The sequence below is a fragment of the Streptomyces sp. NPDC048057 genome, assembly GCF_040653095.1.
Classification (GTDB): domain Bacteria; phylum Actinomycetota; class Actinomycetes; order Streptomycetales; family Streptomycetaceae; genus Streptomyces.
On the sequence record NZ_JBEZNF010000031.1, the window covers coordinates 84,228 to 102,455 of the forward strand.

The window sequence follows — 18,228 nt, forward strand, 5'->3', positions numbered from 1 at the left end:
TCCTTGTGTCAGAGGTGAACGTCACCGGGGGCGAGGCTGAGGAAGTCCTGCACGATGGACATCTGCCGGTGCCAGATTGCGAGGGTCGAGCGCAAGGTGCCCGCGGTGGTCGGTCCGGTGGGGATCAGCGCAGCCATCCGAGCGGCCAGTCGCCGAGCGGCAGTGGTCCTGTCTGCCGCGAGCGCGTTCAGGGTTCGTGCAGCGGCTCGGAGTTCCTTCGCCTCGCGCCGGATCAGGTACTCGGTCGCTACACCGGGCGGCGGGTCGAGGTAGTACAACCAGCGGGCGACGCGTACGCGGAGCATCCCGGCGGTCATCACCCAGTCTGTTCGGTCGTGCTCCTCAGCCGGGTCGACAGGGTGGCCTGCCTCGGGGACTCGGCGCATGGCCGCCTCCAAGGCGACATGGGCCGTGCGGAGCAGATGACGCGGGCCGGGCGGACGAGCGTTGGCTCCGTCGTCGGCGTGCCTGAGGAACAGCTCGGCGTACCCGTCCAGCCCGTCCGGCCGCCACTGCGTGAGGGCGGCCGTCTTACCGGGGCAGCGGGTCCGCGTCGCGAGCGCCGCGGCGGCGAACCAGCACGGAGCGAGGTAGTGCCAGGCCACGCAATGGCGCAGATACGCAGCGATGTCCTCCGCCACGTTGTCCGTACTGTCCGCTGCCAACTGGTACCGGCCGCCCAGCCGCCCCCGGAGAATTCCCCGGTAGAACCGTTCGTCGACCTCGCACCACGGCGCCATCTGGGCCCGGGACTTCCAGCGCTGGAGGTCCCGGGCGCTCCCGCTGACCAGCGACCAGGTGGCGAGCTCGGGGGCGGAGACGAGCCGTCCGTCCGCCTCGGCCACGGTGAAGGCGAAACCGGGCGGATGCTCCAGCAGACGCCGGTGGGAGACCTCTTCGCCGACCGCGGCGCCGTGCGCGGTCGCCAGGCGGTGGTTCCACTCCTCCCAGTCCGCCGGCGCGTGGGCGAGGAGCACCCGTACGTCGATGTCGGAGTGGGGAGCCAGCAGGTCGGCCGGCTGCCACTTGTGGGTGAGCATCACCGCGCCGACGCCGTGGGTCTCCAGCGTGCGTTCGTACAGCGCTCCGAGACCCAGGTAGAGGGGCGGCGCGTCGGTCACCGTCATCACCGCTCCCCGGTGGATGCGCGGGCGCAGGCGGGCCGGGCCGTGTCCGTGGCGAGGAGGGGCAGCACAGGCAGGACGGGGGCGCCTTCGGGGCGCTCCATGCGGTCCCAGCGCAGGTCGTAGTCGACGTAGTGGAAGCCCTGCCAGGCGTCGTTGGTGTTGCGGTCGAGCATGGCCTGGAAGAGGTGGGCGAAGGCGTCGCCGAGGGTGCCGTCGGCGAGGTGCGGCTTCAGGGGGATGTCGCGGTTGTGGAGGATGCAGGGCCGGGCGACGCCGGTGGGGGTGATCTTGATGCGGTTGGCGTCGGAGCAGGTGGCGCAGCTGGAGTTGGAGATGAAGCCGATCGAACCCGCCCAGCCGTCGGGGCGGAGGTACCGCCCCGGACTGCGGACGCCGAGTTCGGCCCTGCGGACCTCGCCGGCGTTCGTGAACCAGTCGTGGAGGCGTTCGCGGACCTCTGCCTCGGTGATGAACTCGGTGTCGAAGAGTGCCCGTGCGGGGCCGATGTTCTGGAGTTCGATCAGGCGGACCGCGATGGGGAGGTCGCGGGCGAGTTCGGCCACGGCGAAGGCGTCGTCCAGGTAGGTGCGCTGGAGAACGCAGTTGATCTTCACACGCAGGCCGAGGGAGAGGGCGGTGTCGAGGGTGCGCCGGGTGACGCGCGGGTCGCCGCCGCCCATGATCTCGGCGGAACGGGCCGGGTCGAGGCTGTGGAGGCTGAGGTTGAGGTACGTCAGGCCGGCCCGGTGGAGCTTCTCGACGCTCAGGCCGCGGCGCAGGTTGCCGTGGCTGGTCATGCCGATCGCGGCGCCGGGCCCGAGGCCGTCGGCCAAGCCCTCGATCACGTCGAGGATGTCCGCTCGGAGGGTCGGCTCGCCGCCGGAGCAGTGCGCCTTCCTGACCTTCCAGGCGCCGGCCTCGGCGGCGATGGCCGCGTAGTCGGAGGCGGTCAGGGGACGATCCTTGTGCCCGTAGTCCGGCATGCAGCGCGGCTTGCAGAACACGCAGTCCAGGTTGCAGAGCGAGTTCAGGGTGAAGGCCAGGTAGGGGTGGTTGCGGCCGGTCGCGGCGAAGGCGGCGGCCAGGTCGCGATGGTGTGTGGTGGACATCGGTCAACCTCCTACGAGGGGAGAACGGGCACCTCGGCCAGGCCGTCGAGCGGCTGGCCGGTGAGGTGCCGACGCAGGTTGTGGGTGAAGAACGCGACCGCCTCGTCCATGTACGTGCGGCTGAGCGTGGAGCTCTTCGGCGTGAGGACGACCCGTGGGTGGCGCCGCAGCGGATGGCGGGTGGGCAGCGGCCTCGGGTCGAAGACGTCCAGAGCGGCGCCGCGGAGGCGGCCGTCGCTGAGGGCGGACAGGAGGGCCGATTGATCGACGGTCGTCGCACGGCCGAGGTTGAGAAAGAGGGACCCGGGCTTGAAAGCGGTGAAGAGGTCGTGGTCGAAGAAGCGGTCTGTGGCCGACGTGGCGGGCAGTAGATCGACGACCACGTCTGCGACGGCGACCGCCTGGCGCACGGCTGACGTGTGCATCCACGTGATCCCGCCCTCGGCAGCGACCGGCGGCGTCCGCCGTACGCCGATGACGTTCATTCCGAAGGAGTGGGCCGCACGAGCGAGGTGCTTCCCGATGCTGCCGCAGCCGACGACGGTCATCGTCGCTCCCGCGAGATCGAAGAACTCCTTGGCCAGGTCGTCCTTCCACCAGGTCCGGTGACGTTGCACGCGGTGGCTCGTGAACAGTCCGCGGGAGAAGCCCAGGATCAGGCCCATGGCGTGCTCGGCCATGGGCCTGCCGTGAAATCCGTACGAGCGGGTCAGAGCCACCCCGACGGAGTGGGCCTCCGCAACGGGCAGGTGGTCGGTGCCGGCGGCCGGGGACGCGATCCACCTCAGACGAGGCGCGTTGGACAGCCACGACGGCTCGAACCTCCAACCGAAGTAGACGTGCGCCTCGGCCAGATGGTGCGGCACGACGTCCTCGGCCGCCGTACGGAACTCGACACCGGGGAAGGCCGCGGCCAGCGCTCGCTCGTGCTCGGCGGACAACCGCCAGAAGGAGTGCGGGGACTCCAGACTGATCAACACCACCTGCTGGTTCATCGCGCTCTGCCCTCTGTGGCGGGGGACGGCGCCAGGGCCCACGGGGCGATGCGTTCGATCACGGAGCCGATGCTGGCCTCGTAGTCGTGGCGCGAGCGCACCAGGATCGCCCCGGCTCTTCGGAGCCGGTCGCGTTCTCGCGGCAGGGCGGTCAGGGCGCGGTGGAGTGCGGACGCCAGGCCCCTGGCGTCCCGCGGTGCGGCGGTGAAACCGGTCTTGCCCTCGACGACGGTCTGGGCCAGCCCGCCGGCGGTGGTCGCCACCACCGGGCCCGCTCCGGCCGCGAATGCCTCCAGGGGGATGCGCCCGAAGGGTTCCTCCCGCGAGGGAACGACGACCGCGCGCAGGGCCGGGCTGTGCAGCCAGGCGCGGATCGCGGGTGTGAAGCGCGTGATCAGGGTCGCGTCCAGTCCGTACGCGCGGATGCGGGCCGCTAGGTCCTCCTGGTACGAGGTCGGGCGCTCGTGTTCGTCCGAGGCGACGGCTGCCAGGAGGAGGTGCGGAGCGCGGACCTCTTGCTTCTTGAGGATGTGCAGCGCCTTCAGGAGGTCGTCGAAGCCCTTCGTCGGCACGGCACGGCCCATGGCGAGAAGGAAGCCGGCGCGGGCTTTGAAGGGGAGGGGCGGGGCACTGGCCGGCTTGGCCGTCTCCTCCTGGATCAGCCCGTTCGGGATGCTCACGATGCTGCCTCGGGGGACTGCGTAGCTGGCGACGAGGTGGCTTCGCATGTGGGAGGAGATGGCGCCGATCCGCCCGCCACGGACGGCCGCTGCCCGCAGGGCGTCTCGCTCCCAGCGGATCCGAGACGTGTCCTTGGGCCTCGTCAGCGCCGTCGTCGTGCGGGGTACGAGTAAGAGATCCGTGGTCGGCGACGTGCAGGGGGCCAGCCCGAGGAACGGAATGTCGAGGCCGACGAGGAGGCACCGGCTTGCGCGGTCGGCGATGCGTCCGGCGCTCTCACCCGCCAGGTCGCACAATTGCACGGAGCCGGGGATGGAGTCCGGCGCCGCTCGGACCTCCGGGATCGAGATGACGTCGGCCTCGACCTGTCGCAGCATCTGCTGGACCTCGCTGGCCCACCGCCGGTCGTGCGCTCCTGCCGTCTCCGGCACGTGCGGGGCGATCACAGCGAGGCGGCCCGGCGGCAGCAGGCGGGCGAGGGCTGTGAGGAAGGCTCGGTTGCTGAAGCCGGTGCCCGACGCCGCGCCGTAGAAGCCCTCGTGGAGGGCGACGACGACACGGGGCCGGCGGGCCGGCTCCGGTACGGCCGTGGGCGAGGGTGGTGAAGTCGCATGGTCGATGCGCACCGTGTGGTGCCTCCTTCAAGGACGGGCTGTCGCGGACGTGGACGTCAGGTGCTGGCCGTCGAAGGGCTGGACCCGCGTGCGATTCGGCACCAGGCACGGGTGCCTTGGGTGCCGGTCGTCAACGACCAGGCGTCGGCCAGGGCCTCGACGATGACCAGACCTCGTCCCGATTCGGCCTCGTCACCAGCAGGTGGAGGAGTGGACGGTGCGAGGTGAGAGCAGCCGCCGTCGGACACGGTGATCTCGACCTCCAGGCCGCCGGTGGTCGGGTTCGTGCGGTCGACGCACAGGACCAGGGGCGGGCTGCCCGAGGCGTACGCGTTCGTCGCCAGCTCCGACGTGATGAGGCGGGCGTCATCGAGGAGGTCCGGCTCGGTGCCGTGGAGTGCGACCGCCACCGCGTCCCGAGCGACCTCGGCGGCCTTCGGCCCGTACGGCAGATCCGTGATCAGCGTGGTCGCGCCGACGTCGCCCTCTTCGGTGACGGAGGGCGGTGGTCCGGCTTCGCGCTCCAGCACATTGCACGTACGGCCTCGGGAGGTGCTCTTGTGGCGTCTCAAGGCCCCACCTCTTTCTCCGTCGACGCCGAAGGGGGCGCCGTCCACCGGGATCCAAGAACACCTGAGGAGGCCGGTGGCGAGGGACCTGATCAACAGGTCAACTCGGTCAACTTCCTTGAGAAGGCGGTGATCCGCCGCCTGAGGGCGTCACCATGAGGGACCTTGAGAAGTGATGGACGAACCACTGAAACAAGAGGTGGTCGCACGTGGCACCGCAGGCAGGGGAACCCAACGACGCACTGGCGGAGTGCCTCGACGAACTCGGGTGGAGCCCGAAGGCGCTCGCTCGCAAGCTCAACAGGGTTTTCGGATCGGGGACGGTGGCCGAGTCGGCGCCGTACCACTGGCGGGACGCCGGTTCCCTGCCGCGCTCGCCGTTACCGACGATGGCCGCCTACGTTCTCTCGCAGGAATTGGGTAGACCTGTCTCGGTGGCCGAACTCTGGCAGGGCCGTGCGGGCGATTCATCGGCGCTCGTACCGGCCGACACGGACCTGGCACGGCCCTGGACCGTGCAGGGCATGGAGGCGATCGTGGAGGACTGGGTGAGGGGAGGGCTGGTCGACCGACGTCGGTTCCTCGCGATCTCGGGCTCGGGCCTCCTCGCCATCGTCGCCCAGTACCTCGACGGCACGGCGGGCCGTGGCCAATACGCTCCTCGGATCACGCCGTCCGTGGGCGCCGATCCGCTCGTGGACCAGGTCGAACAACACCTGCCCATGCTCTCCGCGCTCGACGACGAGCACGGCGGCGCGCGTCATCTTCCCTACGTGGGCGCCCAGTTCCGTGCGGTCGGCTTGCTCATCCGGGAAGGCGGTCACGCTCCCGCCGTCGCGAGCCGCCTCATCCGCGCACTCGCGGAGATCGGCCAGTTGGCCGGCTGGATGGCCTTCGACGCAGCCGATCACGGTCTGGCACAGCGCTACTTCGCCACGGCGCTCCGGGCGGCGCATCAGGTCAACGACCTGCCCTTGTCCGCCCACATCCTCGGCGACCTCTCCTTCCAGGCGGCGAGCCGGGGCCATCCCGCGGACGCCATCGCCCTCGGTGAGGCCGCCCGCCGCGCCAGCGACGCCGCCCCGCCAGCCGTACGGGCATCCGTTCTGTCCCGGCTCGCGTACGCGTACGCCACCGCTGGCCGCGACAACGACTTCGCCCACACCCGCGGGGCCGCCCGCGAACTGATCGCCAGCAGAGACGGCGGCCGTGAGGAACCCCGCTGGATGTACTTCCTCACCGACAACCACTTGGACTGCCAAGCCGGTTACGGCCTCATCCAGATGGGGCGTGCCCAGACGAAGGCGGGCGGTGGCATGAGGGGACGTCGCTTCCTCGCCCAGGGAGCGGAGATGCTCCGGTCCGGAGCGTACGACGTTCCGCGCGGCGACCCCAGCCAGCGCAGGGCCATGTTCGAAGGGGCCTGGCTGGCCCTGGGCCACAGTGCCCACGGTGACCTGGAGGCCGCCTGCGAGGTCGGCCAGATCGTCGCTGACCGCCTCGACGTCGTGCGCTCGCCGCGCAGCGCGGCCCTGCTTCACCAACTCGCCGCAGACCTGCGCCGCCGACAGCGAAACGCCCACGTGCGCAGCTTCCTGCCGGCCCTGGAGCACGCCCTCGTTCAGCACGCCTCGTCGACGTCACCTGGCCATTAGGGTCAGGACCATGACCGCAGGGGAGCGCGTTGTCGTTGCCGGGGCCGGGGTGGCGGGGCTCACCACCGCCGTCGTCCTCGCCGAGGCCGGAGCCTCGGTGCACGTGATCGCCGAGCAGATTCCGGGCGGCACTTCGTTGGCAGCCGGGGCGATGTGGGGGCCGTATCTGGTCGAGCCGAAGGACAAGGTCGACGAGTGGGGCCAGCGGTCCCTGGAGGTCTTCCGTGAACTGGCCGAGGACCCAGCCACGGGCGTTCGGCTCACCAGCGGCATCGAGGCGTCCCGCACGGCTGAGTCCCCACCGGACTGGGCCACCGCTCTTCCGGGCTTCCAGCCGTGCGAGTCGACCGAACAGCCGACCGGTTTCACCGCCGGGTACCGGTTCACCGTGCCGCTGATCGACATGCCCACCTATCTCGACTACCTCCTGAGACGGCTCGATGCCGCTGGAGGAACCGTCGAACAACGACGCCTGACCTCGCTCGCGGACGCCGGCCCGGCCACCGTGATCGTCAACTGCACGGGCCTCGGCGCCAAGGTTCTGGCCCCCGACTCCGACCTTCGGCCCATCCGCGGCCAGCACGTCGTCGTCACCAACCCGGGGCTGACCGAGTTCTTCTCCGAGGACACCGGCTCCTCGCAGGACCTCCTGTGCATCTACCCTCACGGCGACACCGTGGTCCTGGGCGGCACCGCCATCGACAGCGAAGGAGACCTCGCCCCCGACGATAAGGTGGCGGCCAGCATCCTGGCCCGCTGTGCCGAGGTTGAACCCCGTCTCGCCGAGGCCCGCGTCCTGGAGCACCGGATCGGTGCTCGTCCGACGCGTGACGCAGTCCGTTTGGAAATGGAGCGGGCGGAGGACGGCACCGTGGTCGTTCATAACTACGGGCATGGAGGTGCTGGCGTCACGCTTTCCTGGGGCTGCGCCGAAGAGGTTGGGGCGTTGCTGTCGGCCACGTGACCACGGCTCTCGCTGCTACTCGGTGAGCATTCCGTCAGACGGAACTGCGGATGCCCGGTGGACGATTAGGGCCGTCCACCGGGCGCTTCCACTGCTTAGTTGGTGACCACCTCGCCTCTTGTCAGATGGAGTACGTGCCAAAAGGGCGAGCGGGTTCGGTCATGAACCCGAGTAGACGATTGAATTCGGTCCGCTCGTCCTCCGTCATGAGTGCGTGGGCGTTACCGAGGTTCTTCTCTTCGAGCTGGTCCATGAACGGGGCGAGGAAACGCTGGATGGCTTCGGGTGCTTCTTCGTACGGTCGGACGTACTCCAGGTAGTGCGAGTGCTGTGCCTTCAGTTCTTCGAGGTCGGCGCGGGTGGCCTGGGAGATCAGGGCCTCTTCCTCCTCGGTGAAGGGGCGGCCGTCCCGGTGGGACCAGGCGCCGGTCTCGCGGAAGTGCTTGAAGTTCGCGTCCCGGAGCAGGGCGACGATCTCGGGGCGGATTTCGGGCTGAGGCATACGGGTTCTCCTTGAAAGGGTGGGCTGGGTGCCGACGTTTCTATGGTCTGGAGAATCCCCGGTTAGGCTAACCGGGGATCGTCGGCTATGTTGTTCTGTTCGGATTTGCGGTCAGCGTCGCCGTGGGGAGCTATTCGCGAGCCTGGTTCCGGTTTGTGCTGCCTGGTTCGGTGAGGCGACCGCGTGCTTGCCACGGGCGCGCTGGCCTTGGGAGTTCTGGGGATCTGCGGGGAGGTCTGCCATTCGTCGTAGCCGCCACAGGAGCACGTCGCTGATCCGCTCTACCGTGTCCAACTCCCTTCGTGCGGCTGCCTGGGTGAGCAGGGTGGTGGGGTTGTGTCCGGCGGTTCGGGCTTCGTCGAGGGTGGCCGCGAGGGCGGGCCAGCCCTGCTCGGCGAAAATGCAGTCGGCCAGCTCCGGCAGGGCTTGGCGTACGGCGGTGGTGTGGTGGCGCATCCAGGAGGGGGCCAGGCGGCTTCCTCGCTGGTGGAGCAGGGCCATGGGGCGTTCGGCGGCGGCCTGGTAGGCGGCGCGGAGGTGTTCGGCGGCCTGTTGGGCGGCTTCGGCCTGTTGGGCGTGCTGCTTCTTGGCGTGCCAGGTTGCGGCGGCGATGGTGAGGAAGATCAGCATGTCGATGGCCATGGCCGTGGTGGCGCTGTCCTCTCCGCGGCCGAGGGCTGGGCCGCTGTGGACGAGGTCGCGGGCGGCTTGGCGAAGGGCGTGGTCGTGGCCGCGTGCGGCGCGGGTGTGGGAGCGGGAGGCGCGCTCGAACGCGGTGGCGGCTGCTTGTAGTTCGTGGCGGGTGTGGGCGGCGGAGGTCTTGGCTAGGGCGTCGAGGACTTCCCCGGTGGCAGCGATCTGGGCGGCGACCACGCTGTCGTCGCCGTGGTCGATGACGAGCAGCGCCTGCCAGGCGGCGTTGGTGGCGTGTCGGCGTGCGGAGGCGGGTCCGGTCGCGGACGGCAGGACCGGCTGCTGGGTGGTGTCGTCCGAGGTTGGGGTCCAGCGTTCGCGGATGCGGGGCAGGGAGAGGTCCGGGGCGAGCTTGGAGCCGGAGTAGAAGACGGGTTCGCCCTTTGCGTTGCGGTCACCGGGGAGGGCGACGGTGTAGCCGAGGGTGTCGCCCGACGGTGCGATACGGCGCCGGGTGAGCAGGCCGGCCGCGGCGAGGCGGTCGAAGAACTCGTCCTCGCCCGCCGCGCCGGCCACCGAGCGGCGGACCGCCTCGCGCAGTTCCTCGCGCGGGATGCGCTGCCGGCGATGGCGGTCGGCTTTGTGGCGCTCGGCGCTGGTGGGGCGCTTCGCGGCGGTGCCATCACCCGGGCTGACCCGGCGCAGCCCGTAGTCGGCCTCAATCGCGCGGGCCTCGGCCTGGGCGCGGCGGGCTTCGTTGTTCAGGCGGGGCCGTCGTCCGTCGTCGCGGACGAGGGTGGCGATGATGTGGATGTGGTCGTCGGCGTGCCGGACGGCGGCCCACCGGCATGCCGTTTGGTCGCCGTCGGGGGCGATGCCAGTGGCGGCGACCATGCGACGGGCGATGGCTGCCCAGTCCTCGTCCGACAGGACCGGGTCCTCGGGCGCGGCCCGCACCGACAGGTGCCACACGTGCTTCTTCGGGCGTCGGCCGGCGGGCAGGGCGTTGACGGGCTGGTCGAGCAGTCGCTGGAGCTGCTTGTGGGTGGCCTGCGGGTCGCGGCCGGGGTCGGGGGTGAGCGGGTCGAAGGCGGCGACCAGATGCGGGTCGGTGTGTTCCTCGTGGGTGCCGGGGCCGTAGAGGTACCGGATCAGTCCGATCGTCTCGCTCCCGCGCTTGTGGATGCGGGGGATCACGCCGGGGCGCCGCCGTCGCGGTGGGCGAGCAGGGCATCGGCGGCATCCTCCATACGACGGGCCGCGCCCAGGACGGCCTGAGCGGTGGCGTCGAGGTGGGGTGCGTCGGCGCCGGAGTTGAGGGCCTTGGCGACCTGGTTGAACAGGCCGTGGATGCGACCCAAGTGTCGGCGGGCGGCGAACAGCTCGTCGATGACCTCCCGTTCGGTTGCGATCTCGGCGGCGGTGCGGTTCAGGTCACGGGCCGCCTTGTCGACGGCGTACGCGAGGAAGGAGGCGTTCGTCATCTGACACTGGGCGGCTGCGTCGGTGAAGCGCTTGAACTCAGCGTCGTTCATCCGGCAACTGGGCTGGTTCAGACGCTTGCGGTGCTTCGGCTGTCGGGCACGCTGACGACGCCGCGAAAGGGACTCAGCAGGCCGTTCCCCTCCAGACTGCGGTCCGCCCTCGGCCGCAGCCCGCCCGTCCTGCGCCCCCTGGCGCTGGGACGCTCCCGCCACCCCCGGGGCGGGAACTCCGGGAGCATTGCTCCCGGGACAACTTGCTCCGCCGGGGGTTGGGGCAGAGGCCGAGTGCTGCTTGGTGTGAGGGGAGTTGTGGGGTGACTGTTCGTGCATGTGTGGGCTTTCTGACGGTGCGGCGGGGGCAGGGGACGGGGTGCTCGCCCCAGGGTGTTCCTGGGGCGAGCAGCAGCAGGTTGGGGTGAGGGATCGGGCTTATGCGGCGTCGGCCTCGGCGCTGTCGAGTTCCTCCTGGAGGAAGTCCTTGACCTGGTCGAGACGGGGGCGGCCGATGCCGAAGCCTTTGTCGCGGATGGCCTTCTCGACGTTGCGGCGGGATATGCGCCCGCCACGACCCAAGGGCGCTGTGCGTCCGATCTCGACCGCCTCTTCGAAGGTGGCCATCGGCTTCTCGCCTCGATGCTGGGCGGACGGCTGCTTGCGCTGAGCCACTTGGTCGGCGGGGCTCTGAGCCACGTCGTTGTCGGATGACGGCGCGTTTGTGGCTGTTGCTGCGGCACGTTCTGGAGCGGTAGCCACTGTGTTGTGGCACGCGTTTTCTCGTGGCTCCGCCTGTGAGGGGCGGCGCTGGACGAGGAGATAGAGGTGGACGGCGCCGGCGAGGGCGAGGGGGGCGATGGCGGAGATGAGGCCGACGGTTACGTGGTCGAGGGCGAGCCCGTTGTGGCGGGACTGCTGGTTGAGGCGGATGGCGTGCAGGACGTTGGCCCAGATGCTGGTGGCGGTGGCGACGCCGACCAGGGCTGAGACGTACAGGCGGGGGCGCAGGGGCGCGGCACGCAGGATGAGGAGGGCGCCGATGCCGATGGCGATGAAGCCGTCGATCACGAGAGGGAAGGTGTAGGTGAGCAGCCAGTGGATGTGGCTGGCGGCGGCCATCTGGCGTAGGGCGTCGTAGGAGAGCGCGAAGGCGGCCACGGCGAGGAGGACCACGCCTGTGCGGATCAGGACCGGGAGGGAGGCTGGGGTTGAGGCGGGCGGGGTGGTGGTGCTGGGTGAAGGCAAGGGGAAGGCGCTCCAGGAGGTCGAGGAGGGCAGGTTCGGCCGTGGCGGGTGGTGACCCGTCGCGACCCGTCGCATGCCTGGTCAGAGCAGATGCAGGTCAGGGGGATGACATCGGGTCGACCCGTCACGTGCGGGTGACCCGTCCCCGCCCTGACCTGCGAGGGGACGGGTGGGGACGGGTCGAGTAGTGTCAGGCGCCGGTCGTGGGGCCTGGCAGGTGCAGTCCGGTGTTCGGTGTGGCCTCGGGGCAGTAGCGGGCCCAGGCGTCGGTGAACTGCTCGCGAGCGAAGCCTCGGGCCTGGAAGCCGTCAGGGAAGCGGTGGCTTGTTGCGCTGATGCCGTAGCCCTTCAGCAGGATCTGCACGCCGCGGGCGGTCAGACCCTTGTCCTTGTACTCCGGCCAGGGCGACTCGGTGTCCTCGTTGAGGATGCTGAGCAGGCGGCCGGTGCGGAGCAGCGCCGGGTTGCCTTCGCAGGCGAAGGCGCGCCGAATATCGGCGAGGAGCCGGATGTTCATGGCGCTGTTGTCCTGGTCCTGCTCGGCCTCGTGCTGCGTCATGGTCAGGCAGGCGGCGCGGGCTGCCTCGGGCCACGGTCCGCCGGCGAGGTCGGCTATGGCGATCAGCGGCTGCCACGTGTCGGCGGCCCGGTCCTCCACGGGCATCGACGGGGTGAGCTCCATCGCGGTGTCGTGGAGGGGGCCGAGCCAGGCCACGAGCCGGTCCCGGACGGCGTGCAGGGCGGGGGTGTCGCGTGCGGTGCGGAACTCGGCGACCTTCTCGCCCGGTCCTCGGCGTCGCATCCGGACTACGACCGACCGGTCCATGATCGTGTCGGGAAGGTCTCCGATCCCGGCAAGGGCGGCCATGGCGAAGGTGGGGAACTTCGACACCTCGTGGTTCGGGCCGGAGACTCGCAGTGTAGGTCGGTTGCGCTGGTGGCCGGCGTTGAGCAGGCCGCGCATCTCCTCGTTCTTCTCCGCGACCTTGGTTGACCCGAAGAGGGTGTCGGCCTCGTCAACCAGCAGCGTCGGCGGGTTCTCCGTTATCGATCGGAACACGGCGGCGGCGGAGGCGTTGACCGTGATCAGTGGGTCGTGCACCGTCTCGGTGACCACGTCCAGCAGGCGGGACTTGCCGCATCGCTTCGCGGGACCGACGACCGCGAGCCTCGGGGCGTGCTGCCAGGCCGTCTGGAGGTGCGTGGCGGTCACCCATAGGGTCACCGCCGTCAGTGCGTCCTCGCTCGGCAGCACCACGTACCGCCGAAACTGTGCTCGCAGGTCGGACAGCGCCAGCTCGCCCTCGGACGGCGGAGCGGGCTCGGGCGCGGTCCGTCGACCAGGGACGGCAACCGGCGGCCACTCGACTGGGCGCGATGGCGGGTTCGGGGTGGCTTCGTCCATACTGGACATCAAGCTCCTCAATCTGCGGGTCATATGGGACGGCAATCCCGGCCACGCAGGTAGTCGTTCAGGGATGGGCGGTGTGAGGTTTGCGCTGTGAGCCCCTCGGTGTTGGTAGCACCGGGGGGCTTTCTGTATGCCGGGCTAGGCGATGACGGTCTCCAGCGGATCCCAGGGGTGCGGCACATCTACAACTATGCACTATGCATAGCTGCTTTGCAAGTGGCAGAAGATGGTGTACAGTTTTTCTGTCGCTGCGAATCGCAGGGGCATGCTGCGAGAGGGAGGAGGGCGATGTCTGGCGACGAGCACGAGGAGGCGCCCGACGGCGTGCTGCTCAAAGGCGAGGACAACGCCGCCAAGCGGATCAGGGGCGAGCGGGACAGGCGGGGCTGGAGCACCACGACCCTGTCCGACCGCCTCAATGAGGCCGGCTACGAGATGAATCCGTCCGCGGTGTGGCGGATCGAGAACGGCAAGCGCCGCATCAACCTCGATGAGGCGATCGGCTTCGCCGAGGTCTTCGGGGTCTCCCTGTCCAACCTCGTCGGCCCACCGGCCCTTGCCGCCGCAGGCCGCGCCATGGAGCTGATCGACACCGTCGTGGCCGCCAACCTGGCCGCCCAGCGCACCCAGCACGCGTACGTCCGGGCCACTGGCGAACTCGTCAGCTACCTCGATGAGCACCCGGACATCCGCGAGGAGGCCGACGTGATGGTCAGCAACGCCATCGCCGAGAACACCATGAAGATCAACCAAGAGGAGTTCGGCCTGCCGCCGCAGCCGTAGTCCGCTCCTTTGCTGGCCCTGGACCGCAAACCCCAGGCCCGGCCTGCTTCACAAGTCCATCCCATCCCTGAACGACACCGGCCCGGTCGGGGTTGCCGCCCCATCAACCGAGGCCAGGAGAGGAACCTGCTTGCGCCACACGGCGATATCCCACGCCTCCGTGCAACCGAGTGCGGCGAAGGGGGTGAACAAGAGCGACCGCCTGCTCACGGTCAACGAGACCGCCGAACGCCTCGGCACCGGCGTGCGCTTCGTCCGGCGCCTCATCTCTGAGCGCCGCATCAGTTACGTCAAGCTCGGCAAGCACGTCCGGATCTCGGAGAGTGTGCTGGCCGCTTTCGTCGAGGAGCGGACGGTTGAACCTGTCCGCAGCCGACGGGCGGGCTTCGGGTTGGTGGCCTGAGATGACGCGATCTCGCAGGAAGGCACCGCGCCGTAGCTTCGGTGCGATCCGCAAGTTGCCCTCGGGGCGTTACCAGGCCCGCTATCCCGGGGCGGGCGGCACGCTGCGCGCGGCACCGCAGACGTACGAGACCAAGCGCGAAGCCGAGCTGTTCCTCGCCCAAGTCCAGGCCGACCAGGCCCGCGGCGACTGGATCGACCCGGCCGCCGGCGAGGTGCTGTTCGCCGAGTACGCCAAGCGTTGGATCGACGAACGAGGCGTCGCAGCCACCACCGAAGAGCTCTACCGCCGGCTCCTCCGCCTCCATCTGGAGCCGACCTTCGGTAGCCAGTACGTCAACGCCATCAGCCCCGCCAAGGTCAGGACCTGGCGCACGGAGCGGCGGAAGGTAACCGGCGCCACCACGACCGCCAAGTCCTACCGCCTGCTGAAGGCCATCATGCAGACGGCGGTCGAGGACGATCTCGTCCGGCGCAACCCCTGCTCCATCCGCGGAGCCGGCCGAGAGGACGCGGACGAACGGCCCGTGGCCACCGTCCAGCAGGTCTTCGCACTCGCAGAGGCCATCGGGATCCGCTGGCGGCTGATGGTCCTCCTCGGTGCCTTTGCCTCGATGCGTCCGGAGGAACTGGCCGAGTTGCGCCGAGCCGACATCGACTGCGACGGCGGCTCGGTACGGGTGCGGCGGGCCGCGCCGGAGCTGAACACCGGCCGCAGGGTGATCGGCGACCCCAAGTCCCGGGCGGGCAAGCGGGAGATCATGCTGCCCGACTTCATCCTCCTTGACGTCCGACGGCACTTGGAGTGGTTCGCACAGGACGGACCGGACGGCCTCGTCTTCGTGGGCGAGAAGGGCGCCGCCCTGCGCGGCACCACCTTCGGCCGGAAGTGGCGCAAGGCCCGCGACGCGGTCGGCATGTCGAAGGAGTTCCGCTTCTACGACCTGCGGCACACCGGCAACACCCTTGCCGCCGACACTGGCGCCAAGCTGAAGGACCTCATGGTCCGCGCCGGCCAGTCCTCGGAGCGGGCCCAGCTGATCTACCAGCACTCCACCAAAGAACACCAGCGCAGGCTCGCCGATGACATCGACGCCGACGTCCGCCGACAGCGCGCGGCAGCGGCCCGGAGCCTGGGAGCTGGCACGACTGCCGTCGTTCACCAACTCCCGCGCTCGCTGCCGGCTCCGCCCGAAAACGCAAGGGGGAGGTGACACGGATCACTGGGCACGCGTCTCGATGCCCGAGAGCGCTCAACGTCGTATGGCAGCCCTCTGTAGATCGAGGCGCAATCTGACGCCCCGTTACGGCACTTATGGCACGCGAATGGCACGCGGGCTCGAAAAGGTCTAGACAACAAACAAGCCCCAGGTCTCTGACCTGGGGCTTCGTTGTGGAGCGGGTGACGAGAATCGAACTCGCGCTCTAAGCTTGGGAAGCTTATGTTCTACCATTAAACTACACCCGCGCATCGGAACCGATCTCGATGATCGACAACCGTGGCGCCCACTGTACCCCATCCCAGCCCCCCGGCGAACGGCGCCGTGGGGCTTTGTCGTTGCGGCCCGCGGTCGTCCGCGTCGGACGTGGCTGCGGCGCAAGGGAGTTGGGGCGTAGCGTGGCAGACGGAGTGCCGGTCGTCGGTGGAGATGGTTCATACCCTAATGTGGCGTTCGTCCGCATTAGTTGGGGAAGGGACCTGATGGACTTGATGGCACGCACCGTCGTCCGCTGTGCCGAAGGGCACGTCTTCACTACCGGCTCGTTTCCGATGCAGCAGCTCGGTGCGGGACGGATCGGACCGGCGAGGCTCGTCCGGTGTCCGCGTTGTGCGCGGTTGCGGAACGTGGTGCCCGTGGCGGCAGTGAAGTAGCCGAGGGAGCGTAGGCGGGCGCAGACGCGCACGGGCCGTCGAGCCGTCCGGTTCGATGGGGTCCGTGCGCTCTGCGTATCCTCGGGGGGTGCTTCTCTCAGACAAGGACATCCGGGCCGAGATCGACGCCGGGCGGGTGCGCATCGACCCGTTCGACGAATCCATGGTGCAGCCGTCCAGCATCGACGTGCGCCTCGACCGCTACTTCCGGGTGTTCGAGAACCACCGGTACCCGCACATCGACCCCGCCGTCGAGCAGGCGGACCTGACGCGGACCGTGGAGCCGGAGGGGGACGAGGCGTTCATCCTGCACCCGGGCGAGTTCGTGCTGGCGTCCACGTACGAGGTCATCAGCCTCCCGGACGACCTCGCCTCCCGGTTGGAGGGCAAGAGCTCGCTGGGGCGGCTCGGCCTGGTCACCCACTCGACCGCGGGGTTCATCGACCCCGGCTTCTCGGGGCACGTCACGTTGGAGCTGTCGAACCTCGCGACGCTGCCGATCAAGCTGTGGCCGGGGATGAAGATCGGGCAGCTGTGCATGTTCCGGCTCAGCTCGCCGGCCGAGCACCCCTACGGCAGCGAGCGGTACGGCTCCCGCTACCAGGGGCAGCGCGGGCCCACGGCCTCCCGTTCGTTCCAGAACTTCCACCGGACGCAGGTGTGACATGAGTGACGTACGGGAGAACCTGACGTACGAGACGTTCGGGACCGCGGTCCGCGAGCTGGCGCAGACCATCGCGGACGACGGCTTCGAGCCCGACATAGTGCTGTCGATCGCGCGTGGCGGGGTCTTCGTCGCCGGCGGGCTGGCGTACGCGCTGGACTGCAAGAACATCCACCTGGTCAACGTCGAGTTCTACACCGGCGTCGGCGAGACGTTGGAGATGCCGGTGATGTTGGCGCCGGTGCCGAACGTCGTGGACTTCTCCGACAAGAAGGTCCTGATCGCGGACGACGTCGCCGACACCGGCAAGACGCTGAAGCTGGTGCACGACTTCTGCCTGGACCACGTCGCCGAGGTGCGCTCCGCGGTCATCTACGAGAAGTCGCACTCGCTGGTGAAGTGCGAGTACGTGTGGAAGCGCACGGATGACTGGATCAACTTCCCGTGGTCCGTCGAGAAGCCCGTGGTGCGCCGCGAGGGCCAGGTCCTCGACGCCTGAGCCACAGCAAGCCGTACGCGTGACGGAAGGGGCGCCCCCGAGCGGGGGCGCCCCTTCCGTCATGTGCGTACGACTCAGATCGTGCCCAGCTTGATGATCGACAGCAGTGCGATCAGCTGGATCGCCGACGCCCCCAGCGCCTTCGGCCACGGCAGGTCGTGCGACTTGCTCACCATCACCGTGAACAGCGCGCCCGCCGCCAGCCAGGTCGCCCAGCCCAGGAGCTGGACGAAGGAGTTCTGGCCGCCGAGGAAGAGGGCGAAGAACAGCCGCGGGGCGTCCGTGAGGGTCATGATCAGCATGGAGAGGCCGACCGTGGGCTGCCAGGAGCCGGTGCCGCCGAACTGGCGGGCCAGGGTGTGGGTGACCGCGCCCAGGATCGTGCCGCCGATGACGAACGCGATGCCCGTGATCAGTACGGCCGGGATCGCCGCCGACAGCGTCGCGTTGATGACCTCGTCGCGCGGCTCGTCGAGGCCGAAGATCGCCAGCATGCCGTAGAGGAACGTGACGACCAGCGACGGGCCCCACACGGGGTAGTCCCGCATCTGGAGGAAGGTCTGCGCCGGTCGGGTGACGATGCCGGTCAGCAGCTCCTTCCAGTGCAGCCGGGGGCCGACCGGGGCCGCGGGCGCGCTGCCCGCCTGGTAGGTCGAGCCCTGGCCGTAGGGGTCGTCGACGGAGAACGCCTGGGTGTGGCCCGCGTTGTTGGCGTACGGGTCGTGGTGCGGCGGCGGCGCCTGGTGCTGGTGGGGATGGGGGTGCGGGGGCTGCGGGGGGCGGCCCTGCTGCTGGTACGGGTCGCCGAAGTACTCCGGCTCGCCGTACGCGGGAGGCTGGCCGCCCTGGTAGCCGCCGCCCGCCGGGGGCCACGGCTGCTGCTGTCCGTACGGCTGCTGCTGTCCGTACGGCGGCGGTGCCTGCTGCGGTTGCTGCTGCTGCGTGCGGTTGTCCCGGCCGCGTCCGATCCTGAATCCAGCCACGCCTTCGAACGTACCCGCTCTCGGGGAGTCACGGTGTCATC

Annotated in this window: 18 protein-coding genes and 1 tRNA gene; 7 read left to right on the forward strand and 12 right to left on the reverse strand. The window is 69.6% G+C overall.

The genetic code is table 11. From position 1 onward, the window contains the following. Positions 1–8 precede the first annotated feature (8 nt). Genes AB0E05_RS30225 through AB0E05_RS30245 form a run of 5 tightly spaced genes read right to left on the reverse strand, consistent with a single transcriptional unit; the run spans position 9 to position 5,098 of the window. Positions 9–1,127 (reverse strand): hypothetical protein, encoded by a 1,119-nt coding sequence (locus tag AB0E05_RS30225; RefSeq protein WP_361969280.1) that lies wholly within the window; start codon positions 1,125–1,127, stop codon positions 9–11. Further along, complete coding sequence (locus AB0E05_RS30230; RefSeq protein WP_361969283.1) at positions 1,127–2,236, reverse strand: GTP 3',8-cyclase MoaA; 1,110 nt, start codon at positions 2,234–2,236, stop codon at positions 1,127–1,129. The genes AB0E05_RS30225 and AB0E05_RS30230 overlap by 1 nt, the downstream gene beginning before the upstream one ends. 11 nt (positions 2,237–2,247) lie before the next feature. Beyond that, on the reverse strand, positions 2,248–3,231 hold the full coding sequence (locus tag AB0E05_RS30235; RefSeq protein WP_361969286.1) for a D-2-hydroxyacid dehydrogenase: 984 nt from the start codon (positions 3,229–3,231) through the stop codon (positions 2,248–2,250). Then, on the reverse strand, positions 3,228–4,538 hold the full coding sequence (locus tag AB0E05_RS30240; RefSeq protein ID WP_361969289.1) for a glycosyltransferase family 4 protein: 1,311 nt from the start codon (positions 4,536–4,538) through the stop codon (positions 3,228–3,230). The genes AB0E05_RS30235 and AB0E05_RS30240 overlap by 4 nt, the downstream gene beginning before the upstream one ends. Before the next feature lie 44 nt (positions 4,539–4,582). Next, complete coding sequence (locus tag AB0E05_RS30245; RefSeq protein WP_361969291.1) at positions 4,583–5,098, reverse strand: ATP-binding protein; 516 nt, start codon at positions 5,096–5,098, stop codon at positions 4,583–4,585. A 206-nt stretch (positions 5,099–5,304) separates the two neighbouring features. Between AB0E05_RS30245 and AB0E05_RS30250 the strand changes: the two genes are divergently transcribed. Next, positions 5,305–6,750, forward strand: coding sequence for a carph-isopro domain-containing protein (locus AB0E05_RS30250; RefSeq protein WP_361969293.1), 1,446 nt, complete (start codon positions 5,305–5,307; stop codon positions 6,748–6,750). A gap of 10 nt (positions 6,751–6,760) precedes the next feature. Then, entirely contained in the window at positions 6,761–7,714 is a 954-nt protein-coding gene (locus AB0E05_RS30255; RefSeq protein ID WP_361969296.1) for an FAD-dependent oxidoreductase, read from the forward strand. Between the two features lie 121 nt (positions 7,715–7,835). Here AB0E05_RS30255 and AB0E05_RS30260 read toward each other — a convergent pair whose 3' ends face one another. From AB0E05_RS30260 to AB0E05_RS30280, 5 genes are all read right to left on the reverse strand, one after another. After that, positions 7,836–8,216, reverse strand: a complete 381-nt coding sequence (locus AB0E05_RS30260) for a hypothetical protein (protein WP_361969299.1) — start codon at positions 8,214–8,216, stop codon at positions 7,836–7,838. 111 nt (positions 8,217–8,327) lie between these two features. Further along, entirely contained in the window at positions 8,328–10,046 is a 1,719-nt protein-coding gene (locus AB0E05_RS30265; RefSeq protein ID WP_361969301.1) for a mobilization protein, read from the reverse strand. Further along, on the reverse strand, positions 10,043–10,384 hold the full coding sequence (locus AB0E05_RS30270) for a plasmid mobilization relaxosome protein MobC (protein ID WP_361969304.1): 342 nt from the start codon (positions 10,382–10,384) through the stop codon (positions 10,043–10,045). Before AB0E05_RS30270 ends, AB0E05_RS30265 begins: the two co-directional genes overlap by 4 nt. A gap of 378 nt (positions 10,385–10,762) precedes the next feature. Next, positions 10,763–11,572 carry a DUF2637 domain-containing protein gene (locus AB0E05_RS30275; protein ID WP_361969307.1) on the reverse strand — a complete coding sequence of 270 codons (810 nt, stop codon included), beginning with the start codon at positions 11,570–11,572 and terminating at the stop codon, positions 10,763–10,765. A 190-nt stretch (positions 11,573–11,762) separates the two neighbouring features. Then, positions 11,763–12,977 carry a DUF3631 domain-containing protein gene (locus AB0E05_RS30280; protein ID WP_361969382.1) on the reverse strand — a complete coding sequence of 405 codons (1,215 nt, stop codon included), beginning with the start codon at positions 12,975–12,977 and terminating at the stop codon, positions 11,763–11,765. Positions 12,978–13,271: 294 nt separating this feature from the next. On the opposite strand from AB0E05_RS30280, the gene AB0E05_RS30285 reads away from it, so the two are divergent. From AB0E05_RS30285 to AB0E05_RS30295, 3 genes are all read left to right on the forward strand, one after another. After that, entirely contained in the window at positions 13,272–13,766 is a 495-nt protein-coding gene (locus AB0E05_RS30285; protein ID WP_361969310.1) for a helix-turn-helix transcriptional regulator, read from the forward strand. Between the two features lie 184 nt (positions 13,767–13,950). Continuing rightward, positions 13,951–14,169, forward strand: a complete 219-nt coding sequence (locus AB0E05_RS30290; protein WP_361969313.1) for a helix-turn-helix domain-containing protein — start codon at positions 13,951–13,953, stop codon at positions 14,167–14,169. Position 14,170: 1 nt separating this feature from the next. Next, positions 14,171–15,382, forward strand: coding sequence for a site-specific integrase (locus tag AB0E05_RS30295; RefSeq protein ID WP_361969316.1), 1,212 nt, complete (start codon positions 14,171–14,173; stop codon positions 15,380–15,382). A 180-nt stretch (positions 15,383–15,562) separates the two neighbouring features. Here AB0E05_RS30295 and AB0E05_RS30300 read toward each other — a convergent pair. After that, positions 15,563–15,636: transfer RNA gene (locus tag AB0E05_RS30300), tRNA-Gly, on the reverse strand. A gap of 493 nt (positions 15,637–16,129) precedes the next feature. Here AB0E05_RS30300 and dcd point away from each other — a divergent pair. Beyond that, complete coding sequence (gene dcd, locus AB0E05_RS30305; RefSeq protein ID WP_361969319.1) at positions 16,130–16,705, forward strand: dCTP deaminase; 576 nt, start codon at positions 16,130–16,132, stop codon at positions 16,703–16,705. A gap of 1 nt (position 16,706) precedes the next feature. Continuing rightward, the gene (locus AB0E05_RS30310; protein WP_361969322.1) at positions 16,707–17,204 is read left to right on the forward strand and encodes a phosphoribosyltransferase; all 498 of its coding nucleotides are present in this window, start codon (positions 16,707–16,709) and stop codon (positions 17,202–17,204) included. 74 nt (positions 17,205–17,278) lie between these two features. Here AB0E05_RS30310 and AB0E05_RS30315 read toward each other — a convergent pair whose 3' ends face one another. Next, positions 17,279–18,187, reverse strand: coding sequence for a Yip1 family protein (locus AB0E05_RS30315; protein WP_361969325.1), 909 nt, complete (start codon positions 18,185–18,187; stop codon positions 17,279–17,281). Between the last annotated feature and the right edge of the window lie 41 nt (positions 18,188–18,228).